Here is a 22,202-nt window from a genome sequence, read left to right as displayed (position 1 = left end):
GTTTAGTACTCGTCTTGCCGTCGCAAGAGCCACAGGATCCACAGAATGCCAAGGACTTCCAGCACCACGGCGGCCAGGATCATCCAGAAGCCGAGCGGCGAGTAGACGAACGGCAGGAACAACTCGTACCGGTACGTCAGGAAGTAAATCAGCGCCGCCACCGGCGCGCCGAGGGCCACGAATAACGCCGAGATGCGGGCCAGGGCCGTCACCGAGCGGAAGTAGCCGCGGAACTGGTTGCGGTCGCGAATCGAGGCCGCGAGGCGGTCGAGCAAATTCGGCAGGTCGCCGCCCGTCTCGCTGTTCAGGGCCACGACCGCGGCGAGTTGGTCGAAGTCGGTCAGTCGCACGTCTTCTGCCGCCCGCCGCATCACCGCCGGCGCGGCCAACCCCAGGTTGATCGACTTCCCGCACGCGCGGAAGACCTCCCCCAACGGCGAGGGCGTGTAGTCGCTTGTTTGGTACAACGCTTCCGGCAGTGCCAGCCCGGCCCGCAACCCGCGGGCGAGTTGGAAGCAGCCGTCTGGTAGTTGCTCCTGAATCGCCCGGCGGCGGCGGTCGCGGGCCACGACGAGGAAGAAGAACGTCAGGGCCATGCCGATCAGGAAGGCGGCCACCGTGGCGAGCGGGTCGGTAATCGCGATGAACACCAGCGTCGCGAACAACCCGCCGACGAGCATCATCCAGAGGACGGCGCTGTCGGTCGTTAGCCCGTAGTAACTGTCGCGGACGATGCGGGAGAAGCCGCGGTCGGTGCGGCCGAAGAACGTGCGCGGCGGCAGAATGTCGTCGGCCCGCGTCGAGAGCGATTCGGATTCCGCGGTCGGGGCCGCTTCCGGCAGGAACGCCGCGATCAGCGCGTAGACCACCAGGATGGTCACGACCACCGACAAGACGATCCCGGCCATCAGGATTTCGACGGAGAACATCAACGGTCCTCCATCAACACGTTCTCGTTGGACTGGAACTCACCGGCCTGAAAGAGCTTTTCCGGCATCGCGTGGCCGGCCATTTCCAGTTGGTTCAACAGCTTCGGCAGGTGGCCCACGACCTGGAACGAGCCGAACGCCCGGCCGTCTTTTACGCCGCGTTGTTCGAACTTGAAGATGTCGCGCGTCATGTAGCTGTTCCGCTTCCGCAGGCCGCGGACCTCGGTCACGCGGGTGATCTTCCGCTCGCCGCCGGTCAGCCGCGAGATGTGGACGATCAACTGCACCGCCGACGCGATGTACGCCCGCATTACCGGCATTGGTACCTTGAACCCGGCGAGGCCGAGCATCATTTCCAGGCGGCTGAGAGCGTCGTAGCTGTCGTTCGCGTGGACGGTGGTGAGCGACCCCTCGTGGCCAGTGTTCATCGCCTGGAGCATGTCGATGACTTCCGGCCCGCGACACTCGCCGACGATGATCCGGTCGGGCCGCATCCGCAGGGAGTTCCGCAGCAGTTCCCGCGTGGTGACGGTCCCCTTGCCTTCGAGGTTGGCTGGCCGCGACTCCATCCGCACGACGTGCGGCTGCTGCAACTTCAACTCGGCCGTGTCTTCGATCGTGACGAGGCGCTCGTAGGGCGGGATGTACGCGGAGAGGATGTTGAGGAGTGTCGTCTTGCCCGCGCCGGTACCGCCGGAGACGACGATGTTGACCTTCGACGCGACGCACGCTTGCAGGAACTTCAGCACCTGCGGCGGCACCGTGCCGCCGTTCACCAGGTCGGCGGCGCTCAGCACCGCCCCGAACCGCCGAATCGACAGCACCGGCGAGTCCGGCGTCAGCGGCGGCAGCACGGCGTTCACCCGCGAGCCGTCGGGCAGGCGGGCGTCCACCATCGGTGACGATTCGTCGATCCGCCGACCGACGCGGGCGGCGATCCGCTGAATCACCCGCGTGACGTGGGCGGCGTCGGTGAACGACACGTTCACCCGTTCGAGGCGGCCGTTCCGTTCGACGTAGACCTGATCCGGGGCGTTCACCAGCACTTCGGTCACGCCAGGGCTTTTCAACAGCGACTCGATCGGGCCGAGGCCGAAGACTTCATCGATGACCTCGTTGGCCGCCCGGTCCACGACTGGCTTCGGCAGCGAACGGTCGATCCGCGGGGCCATCTTCGCCGCTAGCGTGTGGACCTCGGTGCGAACCCGCTCGGGACTCCAGCGGTCGATCCGTGACAGGTCGAGCGCCTCGACGACGGTGCGGTGCAACTCGTCGCGGAAGTGGGCCGCCCGGAGGTCGGTCGCCGCATCGGAGGACGGGGCCATGATCTGCCTCACTTTCCGCCGGTGGCGGGCTTCGGTTCCGGGGGAAGAGGGACTGGCTTCGTGAAGAGGTATTCGCCCTGCTTGGGCGGGACGGCTGGTGGCTGAACGATAATGACCGGGGCCGGCACCTCGGGCACGACCGGCGGGCCGAACACTGCCGGGGCCTTCTTGCTCGTGCCGTTGTAAATCTCGATCGACGTCGGCGGCTCGGGCCGCGGCGGGTGCGGCGGGATCATCGGCGGCGGCGGCGGGTCCGGCACGGGAATTGGCTTCAGATTCAGGATGCGGAAGATGTCGGTCGCGCCGACCCCGAGCGTGCCGGCCTCGTACTCTTTGACGCGCCGCAGTTCCTCGCGGCCTTCCCGGCCGTCGGTGTTGCCGACGGCCAACTCGATGGCCTTGTCCGGGTTGTTCGCGGAAGCGTCCTTCAGCACGTCGTACTTCTTCTTCTCCTCGGCCGACACTGGCACCATCGACAGGGTACCGATGGTCCGGGCGTACTCGATCAGGGCGGTGCGGTATGGGTTGGCGGAGAGCGTGAAGTGGATGAATTCCGACGGCAGGCCGGAGTAAATCTTGTACAGCGTGTCCCGCTTCGCCACCACCTGTGCGGCCTTCACCACCAAGCCGGTGTGCGGAACCTTCACGTCCAGGTCGGTCCGCGAAACCTCGGTGGTGACGTACACGTCCACCCAGTCGCCGACCTGAATCAACCCGCCGGCCGACTGCGGCTTCGGGATCGACACACCCAACGCCCGCGTGCCCGGCGTCAGGCGGGTGTGCAGTGCCTCCGGCTTCGCCATCTCTTCCAGGTCAGCCTTCTTGATCGGCGTGTCGGCTTCCAGGTTTCGCATTGGCGTGCGGAAGTAGGCACTCGACACGAGAGAGGGGAGGTAGGCGTCCTTGTGCGACTCCAGATCTTTCAGCTCTTCCGGCTTCGCGTTCCGGAGGTACACGTCCAAGGAGTCGATCGTGTCGCCGGCGAATAGGTTCCGCGTGGTGGCAACCACCTTCGGCAGTGGTGCCGGTGGTACGATCTTCTCCACGACGGGACCCGCCACGACCGGAACGGTCGCGACCGGGGCCGGGTTGAGGAAGCCCGAGTAGCGGAAGCCCACCGCCACGGCCAACCCGACCAACACCGCCAGTGTCAGGACCAGCAGAAAGCTCGCTCGCATGGGAACACCTCATCGAAGGCAGCTTCGCGTCCCTGCGAGTGTCGCGTGTACTTTGAATCGACTATTGGTTCGACAACCCCAACGGCACGCGGAACATTACCAAGAAGAGTAGCACCGTTGCCACCGCCAGGGGGAACGAGAACGTCATCGGCCGGCGGCCGAGGTTTTTGACGCCCGCGGCCGGGGCGGCTTTCGCACTCGCTGCGGGTGCGATCTTTCCTGCCATCAAACGGCGGATCATTATCACGACGACGAAGACGGCGACGACCGGCATCGTGAAGAGTAGCACGCCGATGAAGATTCGCGGCCCAACCCACGCCCCGAGGGCGGTCGCGAGTTTCACGTCGCCGCCGCCGCCCACGCCCATGATCCAGAAGGCAAAGAAGACCGCGAAGCCTGTCGCCGCCCCCGCCAGCGAGAACAGCAACCCGTCCAGAACGCCGAGGGCCATGCCGTCGTGGAACAGCCAGCCCGGCAACTCGTTGGCGGCCATCCACATGCCGCCGATCACCTGGATCAGCACGCCGGCCGCGACCATCGAGAGTGTGAGCCGCTTCGGGATTCGCCACGTCTTCCAGTCGATCCAGGCTGCCGCCGCCATGAATCCGCTCAGGAGCAGGGCCACGGCTACCACATAGAGGGCCGACGGTATCGGGAAATACGGGGGCGTCATGGGTGGCCGGCCGGAGGATCGAAGTTGGGTGTTATTCTGACGTCCGCACACGATTTCGGGAAGAAAAGACCCGTAAAATCGATCGGGAATCTTCCGCCATTCTCAACGGGTGTGCGGATTCAAACGAATCACGGGGCAGGAGATATTGTCTCGCCCGGCGGGATGATTTCCGGTGCAATTTGATCCGCAGTCAGGTACGTGCGATTCGGCGTGAACTGCACGCCGCCGATCTGCAAGATGGTCACGGGGTTGTTGTTCTGGTCCGTTCCGGTGATCGCGAAGCCGGAGAAGGTGAAACTCGGGATGATCGCGACCAAGAGGTTCGCGACCGACGTGAGGGCCGAGTTCATGCTGTTTCGCAAGGCCACGAAGCCGGGAATCATTCCGAAGATCAAAATACTCAGGGTGAGCAGGATTTCGACCGAAACGACGGCTCCCGTGTCGTCGTTCCAGCAGCGTCGCAGGAGAGTAAACATCTGAGGAGTCCCGAATTGAGATCGAACGGCAACCGAGTTGCTGTCAATCTGGGACGAGTGGAGAAATTGGCGGGGAAAAGACAAAAAGAATGTTTTAGAAACGGGGTCGAAAATTCGTGCTATAGGGGATGTGTTGGAAGTGCTACCTGAAACGCAACAGGCACGGGGTGCGACCGTGCCTGTTGCGGAAAATCGAATTCTTGAGGACAATCAGGGTGCCGGCGAGATGGTCAGGCCAACGGGCAGTAGCGTAGGGGCGATTTGGTCAGCCGTCAGATAGGAGTTGGCGCTCGTATCTCGCTGGAAGCCGGAAACTTGGGCAACAGTTTGCGCAGAGTTACCAGTGGTCGGCCCCACAACCCAACCCGAGAACGTGAAACTCGGCACAAGGGCGAGCACGGCGTTGCCCGTCGTCGTCAGAGCCGCGTTGACGCTGTTCCGCAGGGCCACGAAGCCTGGGATCAGACCGAAGATCAGGATGCTCACGATGAGCAACAGTTCGACGGAGATGACCGCACCGTCATCGTCCGCCCACAACTTCTTCAGAAGATTCGTCATGTTGCGCTACCTGTGAAAATCCGGGTGAGGCTTAATTTTTCAGTCAGCTCGTACACGTGCACCCGGGAGAACAAAACGTGTGAGCCGATTAATCGGCACGGCCAAATTAAATAGTCCGATCTGAAGAATCAACATAAAAACATAATTCTTCCCAGCTTGCCTGGTCGTAATTCTTTTTGGTGTCAAAATAATCGACACGATCGATACAAACAGAATCACGTACGATCCAACAATTCGCGCAGTAAGGTAATGTCGATCGGAATTGTTTACGAATGTAACTGGGTTGACGATATTCCGGGCGCTTGCGATTTCTCCGACATCCGCCGTATATTTCTGAGTCGAGTCTCAAGGTTTTTCTTGTTCAAACGGTTATGCCGCTAAAATGACGGCACGATTTCGATGTGTCCTCACTCCCCTTCAAGTCATGGCGGATTCGCCTCACCCTGAAACACCGGCGGCCCCGACACAAGTGGGGGCGGGGATCGACTTTGCGGACCCGAACTCACCGCTCGCCCTGCTCTACTTCCGCACCATTCACGTCGTGGCCGTCGGCTTCCTGGCCATTCTGTTCGTCGTCAACACGATCTTTCCGCTCTGGCACACCGACGTGTGGGGCCACGTGCGCTACGGGCAGTGGATGGTCGAACACCGGGCAATCCCGGACCGCGAGCCGTTCTCCATCTGGTGGGACGGGCGGCAACGATTCACGCAGTTCTACACGGTCAGCCACCTCGTCATGTACTTCGTGTACGCCGTCGGCACCCACTTCGCCGGCGGCGACGACCTGTCGCAACTCGCGGGCGGCGTGGAAGCCCTGCGGTTCCTGCACGCTTTCCTCGTCGTGGCCCGGTACGGGCTGCTCTACGTCGCGTTCGGTCGGATCGGCCGATCGTGGCCGGTTGCTTTCCTCGGCATGATCGCGGTCATGATGCTCGACCTGTCGAACATGGCCGTGTTCCGTCCGCAGAGTTTCGGGCAGGTCTTCTTCGCACTGCTGCTGATCCCCCTGGGCCGCGACGTTCTCAGTCGCCGGGCGATGGTCTTCATCCCGTTATTGACGGCGCTGTGGGCGAACACGCACGGCAGCTACCTGGTCGTCCACGGTCTGCTGTTCGCGCTCGCGGCCGGTCGCATCGCCGACTGCCTGTTCCCGACGACCGGCCCCGCCGTGCGGCCGTGGAAGGACGCACAAGCCGTCCGTCTGACGGTCACACTCGGCCTCGTGTTCCTGGCGGTCTGCCTGAATCCCTACGGCCCCGGCCTTTACTCTCGCACGTTTGAGATGACCCGCCACCCGAGTCTCATCACGGCCGTCGGCGAGTGGCAGCCGATGTCCTTCACGATGGGCCGCGGCTGGCACTGGCCGTTCCTCGGGTCGCTCGCCGTCCTCGCCGTCGCGGTCCTGCTCTCGCGGCAGGCGTTGCCCTACGGTCGGCTCTTCACGCTGTTCCTCTTCGGCGTCGGCGTGTGCGTGCAGAACCGCATGGTCATCTGGTGGGCGATGGTCGTGCCGTGGGTTCTCGTGCCGATGGCGGCTGACATGGCCTCCCGCATCCCGGAGCGGTTCCTGCCGACCGCGAGCGTCCCGAGTTTGCGGAAGACGATGCTGGCGGTGCTCGTTGCCCTGGCCATCGCGAACTGGTCCGGCCTCGCCGACACGCTGCGGAACGGCGTGCCGAAGGTCGAGGACACCGTCTCCGCCGGCACGCCGTGGCAGGTCGCCCGGCAGATTGCGAAGCCGGAGGCGGAATTGCAGGCCGAGTGGCAGAAGGAACTGCGGGCGGTTCTGAACGCGAACTACGGCGGCACCTTCCGCGGCGCGATCCTGGCCACCCCGATGCAGGGCGACTACCTCATGTGGGCGCTTGCCCCGGCCGTGCCGGTGACGTACGCGCACATCCACCTGTTCCACCCGGACTTCTGGGACGAACTCGGCGTCGTCGGCCAAGGCCGCCCCGGCTGGTGGGACATCGTGGACAAGTACGAAGTGAACCTGATGGTGGTGGAAGCGGAGTACTGTGACAGCCTCCTGGCCGAACTCCGCAAGCGGCCGGGCGTGTGGAAGGTGCTCCTGGACGAAACCGGCAGCCCCGAGAAGACGCAACCGCTGAACCGGCAACTGATCGTCGTGCGAATCAAACCCGTGTAGCAAGCCCTATGACCGCCCCCGCCCTCACCCCCGGCCCGACCCTCCGGCACACGCTGATCCTGTTCGCGCTGGCCGGGCTGGCGGCGTACTTCAACTCGTTCCAGGGGGCATTCGTCCTCGATGACTTGGCGATGATCGTCGATCCGAATCTCGGCAAACCCCTCCAGGGCCGCCTCGCCGGGCGGCCGGTCGTGTCGCTGACGTTCACGCTCAACTACTGGCTCGACGGGCTGAACACCCGCGGGTACCACCTCGCGAACCTCCTCGTCCACATCGCCGCCGCGGTCGTGCTGTTCGACCTCGTCCGGCGAACGCTGTTACTCCCGCGGTTCGGCACGCAGTACACGGCCTCGGCGAATTGGTTGGCCCTCGTCGTCGGCTTGCTCTGGCTCGTCCACCCGCTGAACACGCAATCGGTCACGTACATGGTGCAGCGGTGCGAGTCGCTGATGGGGCTGTTCTTCCTACTCGCGCTCTGGGCCTACCTGCGGGGCGTGACGGCGGATGAACCCTCGTGGCGGTGGTACGCGCTCGGCGGCGTGGCGTGCGTACTCGCATCTGGGTGCAAGGAACTGACGTTCGCCGTGCCGGTGCTCGCGGCCGTCTACGACCGCACCTTTCTGGCAAGATCGTGGCGGGAGGTGTGGGGCCGCTGGAAGCCGCTCGCGATCCTGTGCATTGGCCCGGTCCTGGGCATCGCCCTGGTGCTCGCGCGGGGATTCCTCACCGACAAGGGCGGCACCGTCGGCTTCGGCGTGCCGCGGTTCACGCCGGTCAGTTACGCCCTCACGCAGACGGAAGTGGTCCCGTACTACCTCTGGCTGTCGGTGTGGCCGAAGAACCTGTGCATCGATTACATCGACTGGCCGATCCCGACGTTCGCGGACGCCGTGCCGTACCTCTTCGTGGTGTCACTGGCGCTGGCCGCGACCGCGTGGGGCGTCGTCCGCCATGCCGCCTGGGGCTTCCTGCTGGCGTGGTTCTTCGTCATCCTGGCCCCGACTTCGAGCGTCATTCCGATTCAAGACCCGGCCTTCGAACACCGCCTGTACCTGCCGCTGATCGCCGTTGTCGTCGCGGTCGTGGTCGCCGGGTGGTCGCTGCTTCGACTGTTGCCGCCGGCCGTGCGAGGCCCGCTCGCTGTGGTGGCGGTGGTCGGGCTGACGGCGGCGCTCGCCGGGCGGACGATCCTACGGAACGAGGATTACACCTCGCCTGCCGCCCTGGCGCTGGACGTCATCACCCAACGGCCGGAGAACGCGCGGAGCCGGATGGCCTACGCCGCATTCCTCCTGCGGACCGGCCACCCCGACGACGCCCTGGGCCAAATGCTCGTCGCCGCGAAGCACCCTGGCTTGATCGCCGACTGGGTCGTGCTGGGCAACTGCTACGAGGAACTGGGGCGGGGGGCGGAGGCGGAGAAGTTTTTACGCGATCTGGTGACGGCGAAGCCCACCGACGGCCGGCGGAACTCCGCGCTGGCGAACGTCCTGTTGCAGAACGGCAAGCCCGCCGAGGCCGAGGAATTCGCCCGCGCCGCGATCCCGTCGCTCAACGACATTCACGGCCGCGTGTTGCTCGCGAGTTGTCTCGACGAACAGGGGCGGACCGCTGAGGCCGACTCCGTTTTCGCCGAGGCCCGCCGGATCGCGCCGGAGGGCTACCGACACTCACTCGGCACGTCGGCCCGCCGCACGACCCTGGACCCGACGGCCACGAAGGGACACTTGCGGCAGGCGTACCTCGACGCCCGCGCCGCCGTGCGGCTCAACGACCGCGACGACTGGGAGGAGTGGGACACGCTCGCCATCTGCTACGCTCGTGGCGGGCAGTTCGCCGAGGCGGTGAAGGCCGAGGAACGCGCGATCCAAGCCGCGGGGTCGCGCAGCGAGTACGAGCGACACTGGCTGGCGGGCCGCCTCGTCTTGTTCCGGGCCGGGAAGCCGTACCTGCAACCCGGCGGGTGACATGCTGCCGAAGGAAGCCCGCTGGTTTGCCGCGCAGGTCGCCCGCCTCGGCGACGTGGCGGTGTTCCCGATGCTCAACGTCGGCAGCCACACGGCCGAGTTCCGGGCGAGGACGCAGCCGTGGATCGACCGCCACCTGTTCCGCCCGTTCGCTGAACGCGGACAGAGCGTGGTCCACACCGACATTCAGGACGCACCGGGGGTGGACCTCGTAGGCGACCTCACAGACGCCGACTTCCTCGACCGCGTTCGCGCACGGAAATTCCGCTCCGTGTTCTGCAACAACCTGCTCGAACACGTGCCCGACCCGGACCGCATCTGTCGGGCACTGACGGCGGCCGTCGAACCGGGCGGGTACCTGCTCGTCTCGGTGCCCCACCGCTTCCCCTACCACCCGGACCCGATCGACACGATGTTCCGCCCCTCGCCGGAGGAGTTGGCGAAGTTGTTCCCGAACACGACGGTCGTGGCCGCCGAGAAGATCCGGTGCGGGAACCTGACGACGTACCTGGCGGGCCGCTTCTTCCAGAGTCCGGCGGCGATGTTGCGCACGGCCGGCGAGCGTGCCCGCGGGCAGACGGGTGCGGACCGGGCGGCCGGGACCGGCAAGCCGGGGCGGCCGATCCGCTTTCTGCCGTGGCTAGTCCGGCCGTTCGTGCAAACGTGCCTCGTCCTGCGGGTGCCGGCGTGAGAGTGCTGATCGTCTCGCACCTTGCCCTGCCGCACGTCGGGGGCGTCGAGAACCTCGTTGATCTGGAAATCCGGGCGTTGGCGAACGCGGGGCACGCCGTCACGCTCGTCACTAGCGACGGCGACGGCCGCGGGGCAGAACCGAACTACCCCACCGGCGTGACGGTCATCCGCGTGCCCGCGTCGCACGTGTTGGAACGCCGGTTCGGCATCCCGTACCCGCTGTTCTCGCCGCGGCTGGTGTCGATCCTGTGGCGGGAACTCGGCCGGGCGGACGTGGTTCACGCGCACGGCTTCCTGTTTCTCGGCTCCATCGTCGCGATGATCCTGGCGAAGTGGCGAAGTGTGCCGAGCGTGCTGACCGATCACGGCGGCGTCCAGAAATTCGCCTCGCCGATCGCCACGCTGTTGGCCCGCGTCGGGGTGGAAACGCTCGGCCGAGTGACGACGATGCTGGCGACGCGGGCCGTCGCGTACAACAGCCGGGTGCAGTTGTTGCTCGCGAAGTTCCGCCGCCGATCTGATGTGGCGTTCGTGATGAACCCCGTGGACGGCGAACGATTCTTCCCGCCGACGCAGGACCAACGGGCCGAAGCCCGGCGCTCGCTCGGGTGGGACGACCGGCCGAAGGTGCTGTTTGTCGGCCGACTGCTCGAAACGAAGGGGGTGCCGCTGTTGCTCGCGGCGTCGGACACCCGTTTCGACCTGGTGTTCTGTGGCCCCGGCGATGTGTCGATGCTCGGCCCTTTGCCGCGAACGGGCGTGGTGTACCTGCCGCCGCGACCGCAAGCCGAACTGCGAACGCTCTACCATGCGGCCGATGTCCTCGTCCTGCCGGCCGAAGTGCGAGAGGGGTTCCCACTCGTGGTGCAGGAAGCGTTATCCTGCGGCCTGCCGGTGGTCCTCGGATACGACCCCGGCTTCGAGCCGTACGGCGACCTACCGGGGTTGGTCTTCACGGAGAGGACCGTCGAGGCCGTGCGAATTGCGATTCGAGAGGCACTCGCACCGTCGGAACCCCGGCGAGCGGGGGGCGTAAGCCCCCTGATTCTTTCTGGAACCCCGAGCGGAAGCGACGGGGTTGAGAGGCCGTTTCCTCACCCCGTCGCTTCCGCTCGGGGTTCCAATATCGCATCAGAATCAGGGGGCTTACGCCCCCCGCTCGCCTTTCCTTCGTTGGACGAGTGGGTGCGGCAGTTGTTCCCGGAGGTTCCTTCGCCATGACGGTTCCGCCCGGCGTGTGGGTCGTGATCGCCGCGTACAACGAGGGCGAGCGGCTGGCGGTGACGCTCCGCGGGCTGCTTCCCGTCTGCGGGAACGTCGTGGCCGTGGACGACGGCTCGCGCGACGACACGGCGGCCGTCGCCGCCACTTTCCCCGTCTGGGTACTGCGGCACCCGATTAACCGCGGGCAGGGGGCGGCCTTGCAAACCGGCCTCGACTTCGCGCTCGCCCGCGGGGCGGAAGTGCTCGTCACCTTCGACGCCGACAATCAGCACGACGCGAACGACCTCGCAGCGGTGGTCGCGCCGGTGCTGGCGGGCACCGCCGATGTGACGCTCGGCTCGCGGTTCCTCGGGCGGACGGAGAACCTGCCCGCGTCGCGGCGGCTCGTGCTGAAGGCCGGCGTGCTTTTCACGCGGGTCGTCTCCCGCATCGCCGTCACCGACACGCACAACGGTTTCCGCGCGTTCTCGGCCGCGGCCGCCCGGCGAATCCGCATCACGCAGGATCGCATGGCCCACGCCTCGGAAATCCTCGACGAGATTCGCGTGCAGGGACTGCGGTTCGTGGAAGTGCCAGTGACCGTCCGCTACTCGGCGGCCACACTGGCGAAGGGGCAGAGTTCGTGGAACGCCGTGCGGGTTGTGTGGCAGTTCCTGATCGGGAAGGTGGTCCGATGAGCGTCTTTCAGATGGTCGCCGGCACGGTGTTGGGCTTGCTGGTCCTGCGGGAATTGCTCGCGTCGTTCCGCCGCGGTCGGTGGATTCGCTTGCTGCGGCTGGCCGTGTGGTTGGCCGCCGCCGTCGCCATCCTCGATCCACTGTTGATCCAGCGCGTCGCCGATCTGCTCGGCATTGGCCGCGGGGCGGACGTAGTCCTGTACCTGTTCGTGCTGGCGTTCCTGTGGGTGTCGTTCTTTCTGTACTCGTGCCACCTTCGCGTGCAGCGGCAGGTCACGCAACTCGCCCGGCACATTGCGATTCAGGAAGCGCGTCGTGGGCACGAAAGCCCCGGCACGGCCGTGCCGGGGCTTTCGGAACGTCAGTAGTCAGTGGATTTGAACTCGTAAGCCGCCAGCAACAGCACCAACAGTGCAAACAGCAGGCTCGTGAGCACCGACAGTTCCGGGCAGAGCTGCCCCTTCTTTTGCACCGCGTCCAGCTCCGGTACCGGGGCCGAGAAGCCCGTCGCCCGCATCGCGTCGTAGAAGACGCCGCCCAGGTCGAGCGGCTTCGGCAGCACCCAGTAACCCGCGTCTAACACGGCCGTGCCGGCCATGCCTTCGACGGGTTGGGCGAGTAGGCGGATGTGCGTGTAGTTGATCGTCCAGCAGAGCAGCCAGAAGAGCAGGGTGCCGAAGATGCACACGACCGTACTGCGGCTAGCCACGGCCAGGAACGCCGAGACGGCGTAGAAGACGGCGAAGTTCAGCGTGAGCAGTGGCACGGCCAGCCAGTAAGTTGCGTCCCAGACGCCGGTCTTGCCACCGAGGGCGAACCACGTCGCGGCCACGAACACGAACGCTTGCAGGCCGACGAACAGCACCACGCCGAGGTATTTGCCGACGAGCAATGCCCACCTCGAGGCCGGCTTTGCAAGTAGCACTGTGGCCGACTGCGGTTCAAGGAACGTCGGCAAGAAGCCGGCGGTCCAGAGGAGCGCGAGCAGCACGCCGGCGGTGTCGGCGAGGATGGCCGCCAGCCAGATTTGCACGTAGCGAACGGCGTCTTCCTTGTACCGGTTGATCGGCACCGTCATCAGGCCGAAGCCGAACGATACCTCGCCGCGGAGAACCTTCAGGCCGTCCTTTTTGACCTTCTCCTCCCCGATTTCCTTCGCCTGTTCCGGCGTGATGAATCCGCCGGCGTCGTAGCCCGTGCCGGTCGGGGGCGTGTCGCCGGTGACGGTGATGCTCAGGCAGAACAGCGTGCAGACGGCGGTGATGGCGAGCATCACCCAGAAGAGTTTCGTGGCGAGCGACTGGCGGAACGTGTCGCGGACCATCCAGCGGATCGTGCGGATCGCGAAGGCGAGGTTCATCGGGCCGCCCCCGTTTCGTAAACGTCCTGCAAGGCCGCCTCCAGGTTTCGCCCCTTCGACAACTCGCTCAGCTTCCCGGCGAACGCCAACTTCCCGGCCACGATCACGGCCGCGTCGTCGCACAGTTCCTCGACTTCCGGCAGGACGTGCGACACGAGTAGCACCGTTTTCCCGGCCGCCTTCGTCTCGCGGACGACTTCGCGGAGCAACTTGCGGCCCGTCAGGTCCAGCCCTTCCGTCGGCTCGTCGAGGATGAGCAAGTCGGGGTTGTTCAGGATCGCCTGGGCCAAGCCGAGGCGTTGCACCATGCCCTTGCTGAAGCCGCTGATGGAATCGCGCCGCCGGTCGGCGAGGCCGACGCGGTCGAGGAGGGCGTTCACCTTCGCCGGCAGGTCTTCGCTGCGCACGCCCGAGAGGCCGCCGTAGAAGTGCAGTACCTCGGCCGCCGAAAGGTAACGCGGGAAGGCGTGGTTTTCGTGCATGTACCCGACGCGGCCGAGCGTCGCACGTGTTGCAATCGGCTGGCCGAGGCGGTTGATCGTGCCGCCGGTCGGCTTCGCCAGGGAAAGCAGCATCTTCACCAGCGTTGTCTTCCCCGCCCGGTTCGGGCCGAGGAGCGCGAAGACGCTGCCGGTGGGCACGCTCAGACTGACGCCGCGGACGGCGGCGATCTTCGTCCGCAGGATCGGGCGGGTGACGTAGTCCTTGTGGACGTTCTCAAAGACGGCTGCGGTCATGTCGGCAGTGTAGCTCATGGTTCGCAAAACCAAAACCGATTCACCACAGAGGGCACAGAGAACGCAGAGGAAAAACCAGATTCAGTTCAGAAGACTAAATCAAAACCTCTTCTCGTCTTTTCTCTGTGTTCTCTGTGCCCTCTGTGGTGAATCGGTTTTTGCCTTTCACTCCACCAGTGTCACCTGCACGCCGCTCTGCAAGATGCGCTCGAAGGTCGTGCGGAGGTTGTCGATCCGCGTCTGCGACGGGCCTGTGATAATCTGGGTCGGCGGCAGCGGGTCGGTCAGGTTTGCCGTCGTCTTGCCGTAGTAGGCGAGCGTACTGAGGAACGTCGTGGCCGTGTCCTTGAAACTGCTGCCCGAACTGAACAGGTCGCCGAACGCGATCGGGTAGATGCGGGCCGGGGCGTTCGGGAGCGAGTGGCCGCCGGCGTCGGTCAACTGCGTGAACTGGGTGGCCACGTCGTAGGCCCGTTGCATCACGTCGAAGTCACCGTTGCCGCGGTTCGCGCCGGGGCCGCCGTAAGTGTAGCGGTTGGTGTCCCCGGTGCCGCTCAGGTTGTAGTCCTGGTAGGCGTTCGGCACGCCGTCGGTTTCGAAGATCAGGAGCTTCGACGCGCCCTTGCGGCCGCTGCCGCCGCCGCTCGCCTTGCGAAGCGTGTTGAACGCCAACGCGAGGCCGGTGTTCGGGTCGGTCTGGCCGTTCGCGTTCGGCAGGTTGCCCAACAGGGCCGAGCCGAAGCCGGTGTTGTAAGGCCGCACTTCCGTCGACTGGTTCCCCGCCTTCAGTTCCGGCAGCAGCGACAGCGGGAAGAAGAGCGAGTTCTTGAGGTTCACCCAGTCTTGGCCCACCGTCACCCGCGTCGTCGTGTAGTTCGGGTAGCCGAAGAAGACCATGCCGACGCTGTCGTTCGGGTGGTTGTTTTTGATGTCGTCGAGGGCCGACTGAATGCCGACCTTCAGTTGCCAACTCTGGGCCTCGTGGCTGGTGCCCGGCAGCCAGTTCTTGCCCGGCGAGCGGGTGGAGAGGAACGAGAGCATCGTCGCCGGGCCGAACCAGAAGTGCATCCGCGGGCGGTTCGGGTTGTCCGTCGCGTTCATGTACGGCCGCGGGTTCGCCGGCCCCGTCGGGCTGGGCTGGTAACTGGCCGTCGCCCCGATTTGGATGCTCGCCCCCTCCGGCCACGGCTGGTTCTCGGCCCCGGCCAGCGTGTACTGGGGATTGAACCCGGTGACGTTGCCGCTGTTGCCCATCACGAAGTCGATGTAGTCCCGCCAGAACCGGTGATCCCCGTCGGTGGCGAAGTTGTCCACGTTGTCCGGGATCGACGTGTAGTACAGAATCCGCCCGGCCCGGAGGTTCGGCGGCAACACCTGCGGCCCACTGCGAATCCACGCCAGCACCGCCCGGTAGTTGATCCGGTAGGCCCGCACCGTGTTCGTGCCGGGGTCGCGGAGTGTGTGGCCGTAGGCGGTGCGGAAGAGGGTCTGGTTGACGTTCTGCTCGCCGACCGTGCTCGGGTCGTTGTCGCCCTGCGGGTCGAGGAGTTGGTAGCTAGCAGCGTTGCCGGTGTCGGCGCTGTTGCCGCGGAGGAAGAACCGCCGCCGCCAGTCGGCGATCCAGTTGCCGTTGGCGTCCTTCGCCGGGTTCGCCGTGCTCGGCAGGTCGGGGCGAACGGCCCCGGTGTTCGGCGTGCCGGTGTCCGGGTTGCCCCACCGCGGGTCGGGCGGCCACATGAAGAACGTCTTCCCCCAGTACCCCGGCCCCATCGAGTACCCCTGGAAGGGCGTGCCCGACCGTGTTTTGGCCGTCGCCCGGTCCGAGGAGATGTACGTCGGCACGTCGAGGTCGTAGCCGTTGCGCTCCCAGCCGTCGTCGTAGAAGTTGCCCGTGTCGGTGCCGCCTTCGGTGCGGTTGCCGTTGAAGATCGCGGGGCGGCTGGCGGGAATGTCCCGCGGCAGCGCGGGCGGCGTGTTCAGCACGTCCACCAGCGTGCGGGCAGCGCCCGTGCTCGTGGTCGGGTTCCAACTCGCCGTCGATGTCACGCCGCCCTTCCGCGGGAAGCGGTCGCCGACGTAGGGCACGCCGGCGGCATCGGACTGGTCCGCGAAGCTCGGCGGGGCCGGCGTCGGGCCGCGGGTGTTGCTGGTGTCGGTCGCGCTGTAGTTGCTCCAACTGTACGTCGGCGGCGTCAAGTTGTTCGGGTCGCCGTCGGCCACGATCGGCGGGTTCCACCGCTGGAAGGCGTTCCACAGGTTCGCGAACGCCGTCACCGTCGTGGCCGGCGTTCGCGGGTCGTCGCGGTTGATCGGGTCGAAGTAGAAGTCGCGGATCAGCGGCGGCCCGTTCGGCGTCTCGATGGTGTGGTTGTTCGGGGCGAAGACTTCGCCGGTGGCCCCGATGAACGGCGAGGTCATCCGCAACGGGTTCGGCCGCGAGGAGGCCGCGCCGGACGCGAGCGACTTCGTCGGGTTCGTGATCTGGTATTCCGCGTAACGGGCGTAGTGGCCGAATCGCGGGTAGTCGGGGTCGGGGTTGAGGAGGCCGTAAACCACGTCGGCCGAGCCGGCCGTGCCCGGTTCCCAGTTCGTGGAACTGGAGAACTGCATCGACCCGGACATGTCCACGACCAGCGCGACGTCCCGCGGCCGGTGGGCGGCGACCGCCCGGGCCGTCGTGGGCAGCGACGTGATGCCGAGGACGCCGGCGAAGTACGCCGGCTGCTCGCCGTTCACTTCCACCTCGACGGCCGTCCACGACTTCCCGCTCGGCTTGCTGGTCGGGTAGATCGGCGCGAACTGCTCGGTGGTGGGGTCGTAATCGTAGAGGCCGGCGCGGGCGGTGATCACTTGGGCGGCGGAGTAATTGGTGCTGAAGAACTCGTTGAGTTGCACGACGTTCTTGGCGTTCTGGATCGCGTCCGCCCGGCGGTTGTCGTAGGCGTCCGGGTCGGTGCCGGTCGGGTAGCGGTTGTCGAGTTTCCGCGCCCCCGCCAGCGCCGCGGCGTCGGCCGCGTTCTGGCACTGGCTGCGGGCGACCATCAACATCCCCAGGTCGATCGCCAGGGCGAGGAACCCGAACAGCGCCACGGCACAGACGGCCAGCATCGGGATGATCGTGCCACGCCGGGCGGCCAGCGGTCGAGCCGTCATTGCGGTGTCCCCGAACGAGAAGCCCGGCCCGAGGGTCGAAAGGGGTGACACTCCAGCCGGTACTGTGCCTCTAGCTCACGGGGCCGCGTGCGGCCGGTCGGGGACGCCGCTTCGCGCGACTTGGTGGTCCTCGCAATCGCGAAAGTCGGAGGAACCGCTACAGACGTTCGGTTGATTCGATAATTCGGATACCCGTTGCGCCGCAACAGCGTTAAATGATGGTGCCCTCGGTGCGGGACCGTTCGCTCATGACCCACGACAGCCTCTCCGCGTCCCGGTCTCAACCGTTGTCGGCGCTGGACCGCGTGACGCGCCAACGCCTGTTGCCGCACACGCCGGTCACGCTGCTGCAACGGGTCCGCCAGAACAACGACCGCACCGCCTGGGACGACCTCGTTCGCCTACTGGTGCCGCTCGTCGACCACTGGGTTCAGCAAACGATCCGCGACCGTGACGACCGGGCCGACGTGGGGCAGGACGTCTTCCTCGAACTCTCGAAGCGACTGCCGACCTGGAACTACGACAGTTCCCGCAGCTTCCGGGCGTGGCTGCGAACGGTAACGCGGACGAAGTGCGTGGACCTCTTCCGCAAGCGCGGCAACGCGGCCGGCGAACAGCACCTCTCGAAGATCGCGTCGGCGGAAGTGCCGGACGAGTTGGAACGGCAGGAAGCCCTCCTGCTAACGCGGGCCGCCCTGAGCCTGCTGGAATCGCAAGTCCGGCCCGACATCTGGGCGATCTTCCGGCAGTACGTCCTCGAAGAAATCCCCGCCGCCACGGTGTCCCGGACCTGCGGCGTCGAGGTGGGCTACGTCTACCTCGTCCGCAACCGCCTGCTGACGCGACTGCGGGGGCTGCTGGAGAATTTGCAGGGGTGAGAACGACATTCCCGGAACCGCGTGTGATGCCGACGCTGATTCTGACCCCACGTTTCACCGAAGACGCCCAAGCGCTTTGGCGGGCCGCCGGACTACTCGGTTGGAGCGTCGAACGGCTATCGAGTTGGCGTGTTCCTGATGATCTGCTCTCGATCCCCGATCCGGTCCTATACCTGGAAGGATTGTTCGGGCCGACACTCGCCGATCAATTCGGACTGCGGCTCTTGGAACCGGCCGTCGATTGGCTCCCGAGCCTGCCCGAAGAGTACCGCAAACGGCGAGTATCCCTCACGACATTGCGGGCTGCCCGTCAACTCTCTGAGCCGGCGTTCGTCAAGCCGCCGAACGATAAGAGTTTTCCCGCCCGCGTCTACCTCGGGACGGAGTTACCGGAAGGGTACGATGAAGGCTCCCCGGTGCTGGTATCGGAGGTCGTTGTTTGGGAAAAGGAGTTCCGCTGCTTCGTGCTCGACCGACAGCTTCGCACGATGTCGGTTTACTTGCGCGGGGGCGAACTCCAACGCGAGTCACAATTTGCCGCGACGGATGCCGAACTCGCCGAAGCCGGAGCATTCGTAAAGACAGTTCTCGAAGACCAACGGGTTGAACTCTGCCGGACGGCGGTCCTCGACATTGGCGTCATCGCCGATCGCGGTTGGGCGGTTGTGGAACAAAATGCGGCTTGGGGATCGGGCCTTTATGGGTGCGACCCGATTCAAGTTCTGGAAGTGCTTCGGTACGCCGCGGTTCCGCTTAGACCAGACGGGGGCTTCGCATGACCGAGGCGTTCACGTTCTTTTGGAAGAGTCCACTCAGCCAATGGCAACGGTCGCCGTTCGTGGTCGGCGGGCAGTCGTTCACGCACGCCGAACAGTTCATGATGTATGCGAAGGCACTGCTTTTCAGTGATCGCGAGGCCGCCCGCGCCATTCTTCAGGCTGTGACGCCGCGCGAACAACAGGCCATCGGTCGCACGGTGAAGGGTTTCGACGAGACGGTGTGGATTCTCTTCCGGGAAGGCATCGTCTATCAGGCCAATTATGCCCGCTTCTCGCAGAACTTGGACCAGCGAGAACTGCTGTTCGCCACCCGCGGCACCACGCTGGTCGAGGCGTCGCCGCACGATTTGGTCTGGGGAATCGGCTTGGCAGCCGATGACCGGCGGGCGAGTGACCGCACCCAATGGCGGGGGCTGAATCTGCTCGGCCAAACCCTGACTCGCGTGCGAGAAGCGTTACTATGGGAGGAATCGCAAGGTATTTCGAGAGAATGACATGAAGCGTTCCACACGGACGGAATTGGCGAAGCAGACCGTGGAGATCGTCGAACGCGGCTCGTACACGACCGCCGACGGGCGGGTGGTCGATCTGGCCTCGGCCGTCAGCGCGTGCTTGACCGCGACGCGGTTCTATGCCCCCGTAGACCTGGCGCGGGTGCGGGACGACGTTCTGGCCCGACCGGCCGTGGGGTTCGCGACGGCGTTTGAAGTCGTGAACGAGACGACATTGGCCGGCATCGCACGGGTTCTGGCCGATGGTCGCGGGCCGGTGGCGGCGCTCAACTTCGCTTCGGCCAAGAACCCCGGCGGTGGGTTCCTGAACGGCAGCCAGGCCCAGGAAGAATCGTTGGCCCGAAGCTCGGCCTTGTACGCCTCGTTACAGCGAGCGTGGACGTTCTACGAGCGGCACCGGGCTTCGCCGTCGTTGCTCTACTCGGACGCGATGATCCTGTCGCCGGGTTGCCCCGTCTTCCGCGACGACAACGGCTCCTTGTTAGAACGCCCGCACGCGGCCACCTTCATCACGAGTGTGGCCCCGAACGCGGGTGCGGCCGCCGACAATCGGCCCGAGGAAACGCCCCTCATTCCGGACGTGTTGCACCGGCGGGCCGACCTTGTGCTCGCACTGGCCGCATCGGGCGGGTACAAACGACTGGTGCTCGGTGCCTGGGGTTGCGGCGTTTTCCGGAACGACCCGCGGGTGGTCGCGACGGTCTTCGCGGACCACTTGCGGCGCGGAAATTGGGCGGGTCGCTTCGAACGAGTCGTGTTCTCGGTTCTCGACACCTCGGCGGCGTCCGAAACCTACGCCGCGTTCGAGTTGGCAATGAAGTGACCCACGTCCCGAAGTGACGATCTTCGTCGGTTAGAGCCGTGGGTTTTGACAAGGCCCGCCGCGAACCTCGGGGCGCACGGCGGGTTGGACGCCCGGCCGTCAATCGTTCACGGTCGGCTCGTTGTCGTTGCGGATCGCGAGTCGGCGGAGTTGGGCCGGGTCGATCGTGGTCTTGACCGGCTTCACGCTGCCGTCGCCCATTGCGAACTGGCAGACGCCCGTGTGCCAACTGCCGAACCGCCGCGCGTAGAAGGCGTCGGCCGTCGTGCTCGGCGACAAGTCGTTCGGGCCGGTCGCGAGCGGGTCTTCCGGGCCGGCCACGCGACCGGAGTAGGTGGACCAGATGCCGTTGTAGATCGACCCGTCGCCGACCTTCAACTTGCCGAACATGCCCTGCGGGACGTGCTTTTCCCCGGCGAGGAACGTGTTGCTCAGGCCGTCGGTGACGCTCGCGAATTTGGTCACGCCGCGGAACGTCGTGCCGACCGGGGCTTCGCCTTGAACCAGCATCCCGTTCGCGCGGGTGCTCGACCAGTCGATGGACGTCGGGTTCGACGGGTAGCCGTTCACGCTGCCGATACACCCGGCGTAGTCGCCGAGTGCCCCGGGCGGGCTGTTCGCCGGGCCGAACCGGGTGTCGAGCGTGCCCGTCGCGGTGAACGTCGGCGGCGGCGTGCTGTCGGCCGGGTACACCTGAATCGACTCGCTGAGCGTGCCCTCGCTCGCCGACCGCCGACTCGGGCAGAAGAACGTCTTCACGCTCGTGCCGCGGCCCGCATCGTTCACCGTGGCCGCGTAGTCCGACGTCGGCGTCCACAAGCGGCGGAGGTTGTCTTGTTCCATGAACGGCATGACGAGGACGAACCAGGTGACGGTGCGATTCGTCACCCGCAGCGGCGGCAGCGTGCCGACGGTGTCGTGGTAGTTGTGAACGGCCAACCCGATCTGTTTCAGGTTATTGGTGCAGGACGCCCGGGCAGCGGCCTCGCGAACCTTCTGCACGGCCGGCAACAGCAGACCGATGAGGATGGCGATGATCGCGATGACCACCAGCAACTCGATCAACGTGAACCCGCCGCGAACCCGCGCACGGGTCCCAACACGGAATGACATGGGAGAAGCCTCATAAGAGAAATGAAACGCGAACGGTGCGACCCGAAGGGGTCTGGCGACTAATGAGTATCTTTTAATCTTGGCGGTCCACTTTCTGCTAGCATCGGGCCGACGTGTTCTTGTAAAATCGGGACACTGTCGCCATTTCCTCGCGCCGAAACCCCATTTCTCACGTCCGCGTCGCGAAAAAACGGGGTTGTGGAATCGAGACATGACCATTCCGCTCGCCGCCCGGTTGCCCTGCCGTGAGGCCTTCTTTCGGCTCCGGGCCGACGTCCGCGACCTGCTCCGCCCGTTCGACCGCGTGGTCGGGTTGCACTACTTCGTCAAGGACGTCGACAGCCGCATGGTAGTCGTCAGTCCGGGGTCGATTCAGCGGATGGGCGGCAGGACGGAAGACGACGTGATCGGCTTGCAACCGCACGACTACCTGCCGTGCGACCTGGCCGACAAGTACCTCGCCGACGACCGCCGCGTGTTCCAGACCGGGCAACCGCTCGTGAACATGATCGAGGTCGGCATCGACGAGCAACGCCTGCGCGATTGGCTGGTCACGGACAAGTACCCGCTCCACGATCAGCAAGGCCGGGTGATCGGCCTCGTCGGCACGCTCCAGAGTTTCCAGGCCCGACGGCAGCACCTCGTGCAACTCGAGCCGGTCGCCACGGCCGCCGATTACATCCGCGACCGCCTCGGCGAACCGCTGCGGTTGTCCGACATCGCCGCCGCCGTCGGGTATTCGGAACGGCAGCTCGAACGCCTCTTCCACAAAGTCTTCGGCATGACCGTGCGGCGGTTCGTGATCGAGTCGCGGGTCCACGCCGCCGCCCGCGAACTGACGCACAGCAACCGGTCGGTGACGGCCATCGCGATGCAGTTCGGGTTCTGCGATTCGTGCGCGTTCAGCCACACCTTCCGCAAGGCGACCGGCCTGTCGCCGAAGGAGTACCGCAACCGTCACGTGAAGATGTACACGCCGGACGGGGCCTGACGGCTCG

The 22,202-nt window shown here is 65.7% G+C and carries 21 protein-coding genes; 11 read left to right on the top strand and 10 right to left on the bottom strand.

The window, feature by feature from the left end; genetic code table 11:
• Positions 1 to 2: 2 nt before the first annotated feature.
• From PX52LOC_RS00550 to PX52LOC_RS00525, 6 genes are all read right to left on the bottom strand, one after another.
• The gene (locus tag PX52LOC_RS00550) at positions 3 to 929 is read right to left on the bottom strand and encodes a type II secretion system F family protein (RefSeq protein WP_149108241.1); all 927 of its coding nucleotides are present in this window, start codon (positions 927 to 929) and stop codon (positions 3 to 5) included.
• Positions 929 to 2,254: a CpaF family protein gene (locus PX52LOC_RS00545; protein ID WP_149108240.1), complete on the bottom strand. Its 1,326-nt coding sequence runs from the start codon at positions 2,252 to 2,254 to the stop codon at positions 929 to 931. The genes PX52LOC_RS00550 and PX52LOC_RS00545 overlap by 1 nt, the downstream gene beginning before the upstream one ends.
• An 8-nt stretch (positions 2,255 to 2,262) precedes the next feature.
• Positions 2,263 to 3,432, bottom strand: a complete 1,170-nt coding sequence (gene cpaB, locus PX52LOC_RS00540) for a Flp pilus assembly protein CpaB (protein WP_149108239.1) — start codon at positions 3,430 to 3,432, stop codon at positions 2,263 to 2,265.
• Between the two features lie 61 nt (positions 3,433 to 3,493).
• Positions 3,494 to 4,105, bottom strand: a complete 612-nt coding sequence (locus PX52LOC_RS00535) for an A24 family peptidase (RefSeq protein ID WP_149108238.1) — start codon at positions 4,103 to 4,105, stop codon at positions 3,494 to 3,496.
• Between the two features lie 128 nt (positions 4,106 to 4,233).
• Positions 4,234 to 4,581, bottom strand: a complete 348-nt coding sequence (locus PX52LOC_RS00530) for a hypothetical protein (RefSeq protein ID WP_149108237.1) — start codon at positions 4,579 to 4,581, stop codon at positions 4,234 to 4,236.
• A 210-nt stretch (positions 4,582 to 4,791) separates the two neighbouring features.
• Entirely contained in the window at positions 4,792 to 5,139 is a 348-nt protein-coding gene (locus PX52LOC_RS00525; RefSeq protein WP_149108236.1) for a hypothetical protein, read from the bottom strand.
• A 424-nt stretch (positions 5,140 to 5,563) separates the two neighbouring features.
• On the opposite strand from PX52LOC_RS00525, the gene PX52LOC_RS00520 reads away from it, so the two are divergent.
• Genes PX52LOC_RS00520 through PX52LOC_RS00495 form a run of 6 tightly spaced genes read left to right on the top strand, consistent with a single transcriptional unit; the run spans position 5,564 to position 12,217 of the window.
• Positions 5,564 to 7,288: a hypothetical protein gene (locus PX52LOC_RS00520; protein ID WP_149108235.1), complete on the top strand. Its 1,725-nt coding sequence runs from the start codon at positions 5,564 to 5,566 to the stop codon at positions 7,286 to 7,288.
• An 8-nt stretch (positions 7,289 to 7,296) separates the two neighbouring features.
• Positions 7,297 to 9,255 carry a hypothetical protein gene (locus PX52LOC_RS00515; RefSeq protein WP_149108234.1) on the top strand — a complete coding sequence of 653 codons (1,959 nt, stop codon included), beginning with the start codon at positions 7,297 to 7,299 and terminating at the stop codon, positions 9,253 to 9,255.
• 1 nt (position 9,256) lies between these two features.
• Positions 9,257 to 9,946, top strand: a complete 690-nt coding sequence (locus tag PX52LOC_RS00510; protein ID WP_149108233.1) for a class I SAM-dependent methyltransferase — start codon at positions 9,257 to 9,259, stop codon at positions 9,944 to 9,946.
• Positions 9,943 to 11,169, top strand: a complete 1,227-nt coding sequence (locus PX52LOC_RS00505; RefSeq protein WP_168218738.1) for a glycosyltransferase family 4 protein — start codon at positions 9,943 to 9,945, stop codon at positions 11,167 to 11,169. Before PX52LOC_RS00510 ends, PX52LOC_RS00505 begins: the two co-directional genes overlap by 4 nt.
• Positions 11,166 to 11,849, top strand: coding sequence for a glycosyltransferase family 2 protein (locus PX52LOC_RS00500; protein ID WP_149108231.1), 684 nt, complete (start codon positions 11,166 to 11,168; stop codon positions 11,847 to 11,849). Before PX52LOC_RS00505 ends, PX52LOC_RS00500 begins: the two co-directional genes overlap by 4 nt.
• Complete coding sequence (locus tag PX52LOC_RS00495; RefSeq protein WP_149108230.1) at positions 11,846 to 12,217, top strand: DUF2304 domain-containing protein; 372 nt, start codon at positions 11,846 to 11,848, stop codon at positions 12,215 to 12,217. The genes PX52LOC_RS00500 and PX52LOC_RS00495 overlap by 4 nt, the downstream gene beginning before the upstream one ends.
• Here PX52LOC_RS00495 and PX52LOC_RS00490 read toward each other — a convergent pair.
• The 3 genes from PX52LOC_RS00490 to PX52LOC_RS00480 form a co-directional block, all read right to left on the bottom strand.
• Positions 12,211 to 13,209 carry an ABC transporter permease gene (locus tag PX52LOC_RS00490; RefSeq protein WP_149108229.1) on the bottom strand — a complete coding sequence of 333 codons (999 nt, stop codon included), beginning with the start codon at positions 13,207 to 13,209 and terminating at the stop codon, positions 12,211 to 12,213. The two genes, PX52LOC_RS00495 and PX52LOC_RS00490, sit on opposite strands and share 7 nt — an antisense overlap.
• The gene (locus PX52LOC_RS00485) at positions 13,206 to 13,964 is read right to left on the bottom strand and encodes an ABC transporter ATP-binding protein (RefSeq protein ID WP_246173622.1); all 759 of its coding nucleotides are present in this window, start codon (positions 13,962 to 13,964) and stop codon (positions 13,206 to 13,208) included. Before PX52LOC_RS00485 ends, PX52LOC_RS00490 begins: the two co-directional genes overlap by 4 nt.
• A gap of 147 nt (positions 13,965 to 14,111) precedes the next feature.
• Positions 14,112 to 17,099: a pilus assembly protein TadG-related protein gene (locus PX52LOC_RS00480; protein ID WP_149108228.1), complete on the bottom strand. Its 2,988-nt coding sequence runs from the start codon at positions 17,097 to 17,099 to the stop codon at positions 14,112 to 14,114.
• Positions 17,100 to 17,347: 248 nt separating this feature from the next.
• On the opposite strand from PX52LOC_RS00480, the gene PX52LOC_RS00475 reads away from it, so the two are divergent.
• The 4 genes from PX52LOC_RS00475 to PX52LOC_RS00460 are packed head-to-tail and all read left to right on the top strand — an operon-like array spanning position 17,348 to position 20,091.
• On the top strand, positions 17,348 to 17,977 hold the full coding sequence (locus PX52LOC_RS00475) for an RNA polymerase sigma factor (protein ID WP_168218737.1): 630 nt from the start codon (positions 17,348 to 17,350) through the stop codon (positions 17,975 to 17,977).
• Positions 17,978 to 18,003: 26 nt separating this feature from the next.
• The gene (locus PX52LOC_RS00470) at positions 18,004 to 18,756 is read left to right on the top strand and encodes an ATP-grasp domain-containing protein (protein WP_149108226.1); all 753 of its coding nucleotides are present in this window, start codon (positions 18,004 to 18,006) and stop codon (positions 18,754 to 18,756) included.
• Positions 18,753 to 19,250, top strand: a complete 498-nt coding sequence (locus tag PX52LOC_RS00465) for an NADAR family protein (protein ID WP_149108225.1) — start codon at positions 18,753 to 18,755, stop codon at positions 19,248 to 19,250. Before PX52LOC_RS00470 ends, PX52LOC_RS00465 begins: the two co-directional genes overlap by 4 nt.
• 1 nt (position 19,251) lies before the next feature.
• Positions 19,252 to 20,091, top strand: coding sequence for a TIGR02452 family protein (locus PX52LOC_RS00460; protein ID WP_149108224.1), 840 nt, complete (start codon positions 19,252 to 19,254; stop codon positions 20,089 to 20,091).
• A gap of 99 nt (positions 20,092 to 20,190) precedes the next feature.
• On the opposite strand, the gene PX52LOC_RS00455 is transcribed toward PX52LOC_RS00460, so the two are convergent.
• Entirely contained in the window at positions 20,191 to 21,204 is a 1,014-nt protein-coding gene (locus PX52LOC_RS00455; protein WP_149108223.1) for a DUF1559 domain-containing protein, read from the bottom strand.
• Between the two features lie 211 nt (positions 21,205 to 21,415).
• Here PX52LOC_RS00455 and PX52LOC_RS00450 point away from each other — a divergent pair, with 211 nt between their 5' ends.
• Complete coding sequence (locus PX52LOC_RS00450) at positions 21,416 to 22,195, top strand: AraC family transcriptional regulator (protein ID WP_149108222.1); 780 nt, start codon at positions 21,416 to 21,418, stop codon at positions 22,193 to 22,195.
• Positions 22,196 to 22,202: the final 7 nt, after the last annotated feature.

Origin of the sequence: Limnoglobus roseus, from assembly GCF_008254045.1 — a bacterium.
In the GTDB taxonomy this organism is placed as follows: Bacteria; Planctomycetota; Planctomycetia; order Gemmatales; family Gemmataceae; genus Limnoglobus; species Limnoglobus roseus.
Note: the sequence above shows the minus strand (reverse complement) of the source record. Positions and strands in the feature narration are given on the sequence as shown.

Coding starts and splice junctions, on each gene's coding strand:
- PX52LOC_RS00520 (WP_149108235.1), top strand. CDS start 5,564: ATGGCGGATTCGCCTCACCCTGAAACACCGGCGGCCCCGACACAAGTG.
- PX52LOC_RS00475 (WP_168218737.1), top strand. CDS start 17,348: ATGACCCACGACAGCCTCTCCGCGTCCCGGTCTCAACCGTTGTCGGCG.
- PX52LOC_RS00510 (WP_149108233.1), top strand. CDS start 9,257: ATGCTGCCGAAGGAAGCCCGCTGGTTTGCCGCGCAGGTCGCCCGCCTC.
- PX52LOC_RS00490 (WP_149108229.1), bottom strand. CDS start 13,209: ATGAACCTCGCCTTCGCGATCCGCACGATCCGCTGGATGGTCCGCGAC.
- PX52LOC_RS00465 (WP_149108225.1), top strand. CDS start 18,753: ATGACCGAGGCGTTCACGTTCTTTTGGAAGAGTCCACTCAGCCAATGG.
- PX52LOC_RS00450 (WP_149108222.1), top strand. CDS start 21,416: ATGACCATTCCGCTCGCCGCCCGGTTGCCCTGCCGTGAGGCCTTCTTT.
- PX52LOC_RS00535 (WP_149108238.1), bottom strand. CDS start 4,105: ATGACGCCCCCGTATTTCCCGATACCGTCGGCCCTCTATGTGGTAGCC.
- PX52LOC_RS00455 (WP_149108223.1), bottom strand. CDS start 21,204: ATGTCATTCCGTGTTGGGACCCGTGCGCGGGTTCGCGGCGGGTTCACG.
- PX52LOC_RS00515 (WP_149108234.1), top strand. CDS start 7,297: ATGACCGCCCCCGCCCTCACCCCCGGCCCGACCCTCCGGCACACGCTG.
- cpaB (WP_149108239.1), bottom strand. CDS start 3,432: ATGCGAGCGAGCTTTCTGCTGGTCCTGACACTGGCGGTGTTGGTCGGG.
- PX52LOC_RS00480 (WP_149108228.1), bottom strand. CDS start 17,099: ATGACGGCTCGACCGCTGGCCGCCCGGCGTGGCACGATCATCCCGATG.
- PX52LOC_RS00545 (WP_149108240.1), bottom strand. CDS start 2,254: ATGGCCCCGTCCTCCGATGCGGCGACCGACCTCCGGGCGGCCCACTTC.
- PX52LOC_RS00485 (WP_246173622.1), bottom strand. CDS start 13,964: ATGAGCTACACTGCCGACATGACCGCAGCCGTCTTTGAGAACGTCCAC.
- PX52LOC_RS00525 (WP_149108236.1), bottom strand. CDS start 5,139: ATGACGAATCTTCTGAAGAAGTTGTGGGCGGACGATGACGGTGCGGTC.
- PX52LOC_RS00550 (WP_149108241.1), bottom strand. CDS start 929: ATGTTCTCCGTCGAAATCCTGATGGCCGGGATCGTCTTGTCGGTGGTC.
- PX52LOC_RS00500 (WP_149108231.1), top strand. CDS start 11,166: ATGACGGTTCCGCCCGGCGTGTGGGTCGTGATCGCCGCGTACAACGAG.
- PX52LOC_RS00470 (WP_149108226.1), top strand. CDS start 18,004: ATGCCGACGCTGATTCTGACCCCACGTTTCACCGAAGACGCCCAAGCG.
- PX52LOC_RS00460 (WP_149108224.1), top strand. CDS start 19,252: ATGAAGCGTTCCACACGGACGGAATTGGCGAAGCAGACCGTGGAGATC.
- PX52LOC_RS00495 (WP_149108230.1), top strand. CDS start 11,846: ATGAGCGTCTTTCAGATGGTCGCCGGCACGGTGTTGGGCTTGCTGGTC.
- PX52LOC_RS00530 (WP_149108237.1), bottom strand. CDS start 4,581: ATGTTTACTCTCCTGCGACGCTGCTGGAACGACGACACGGGAGCCGTC.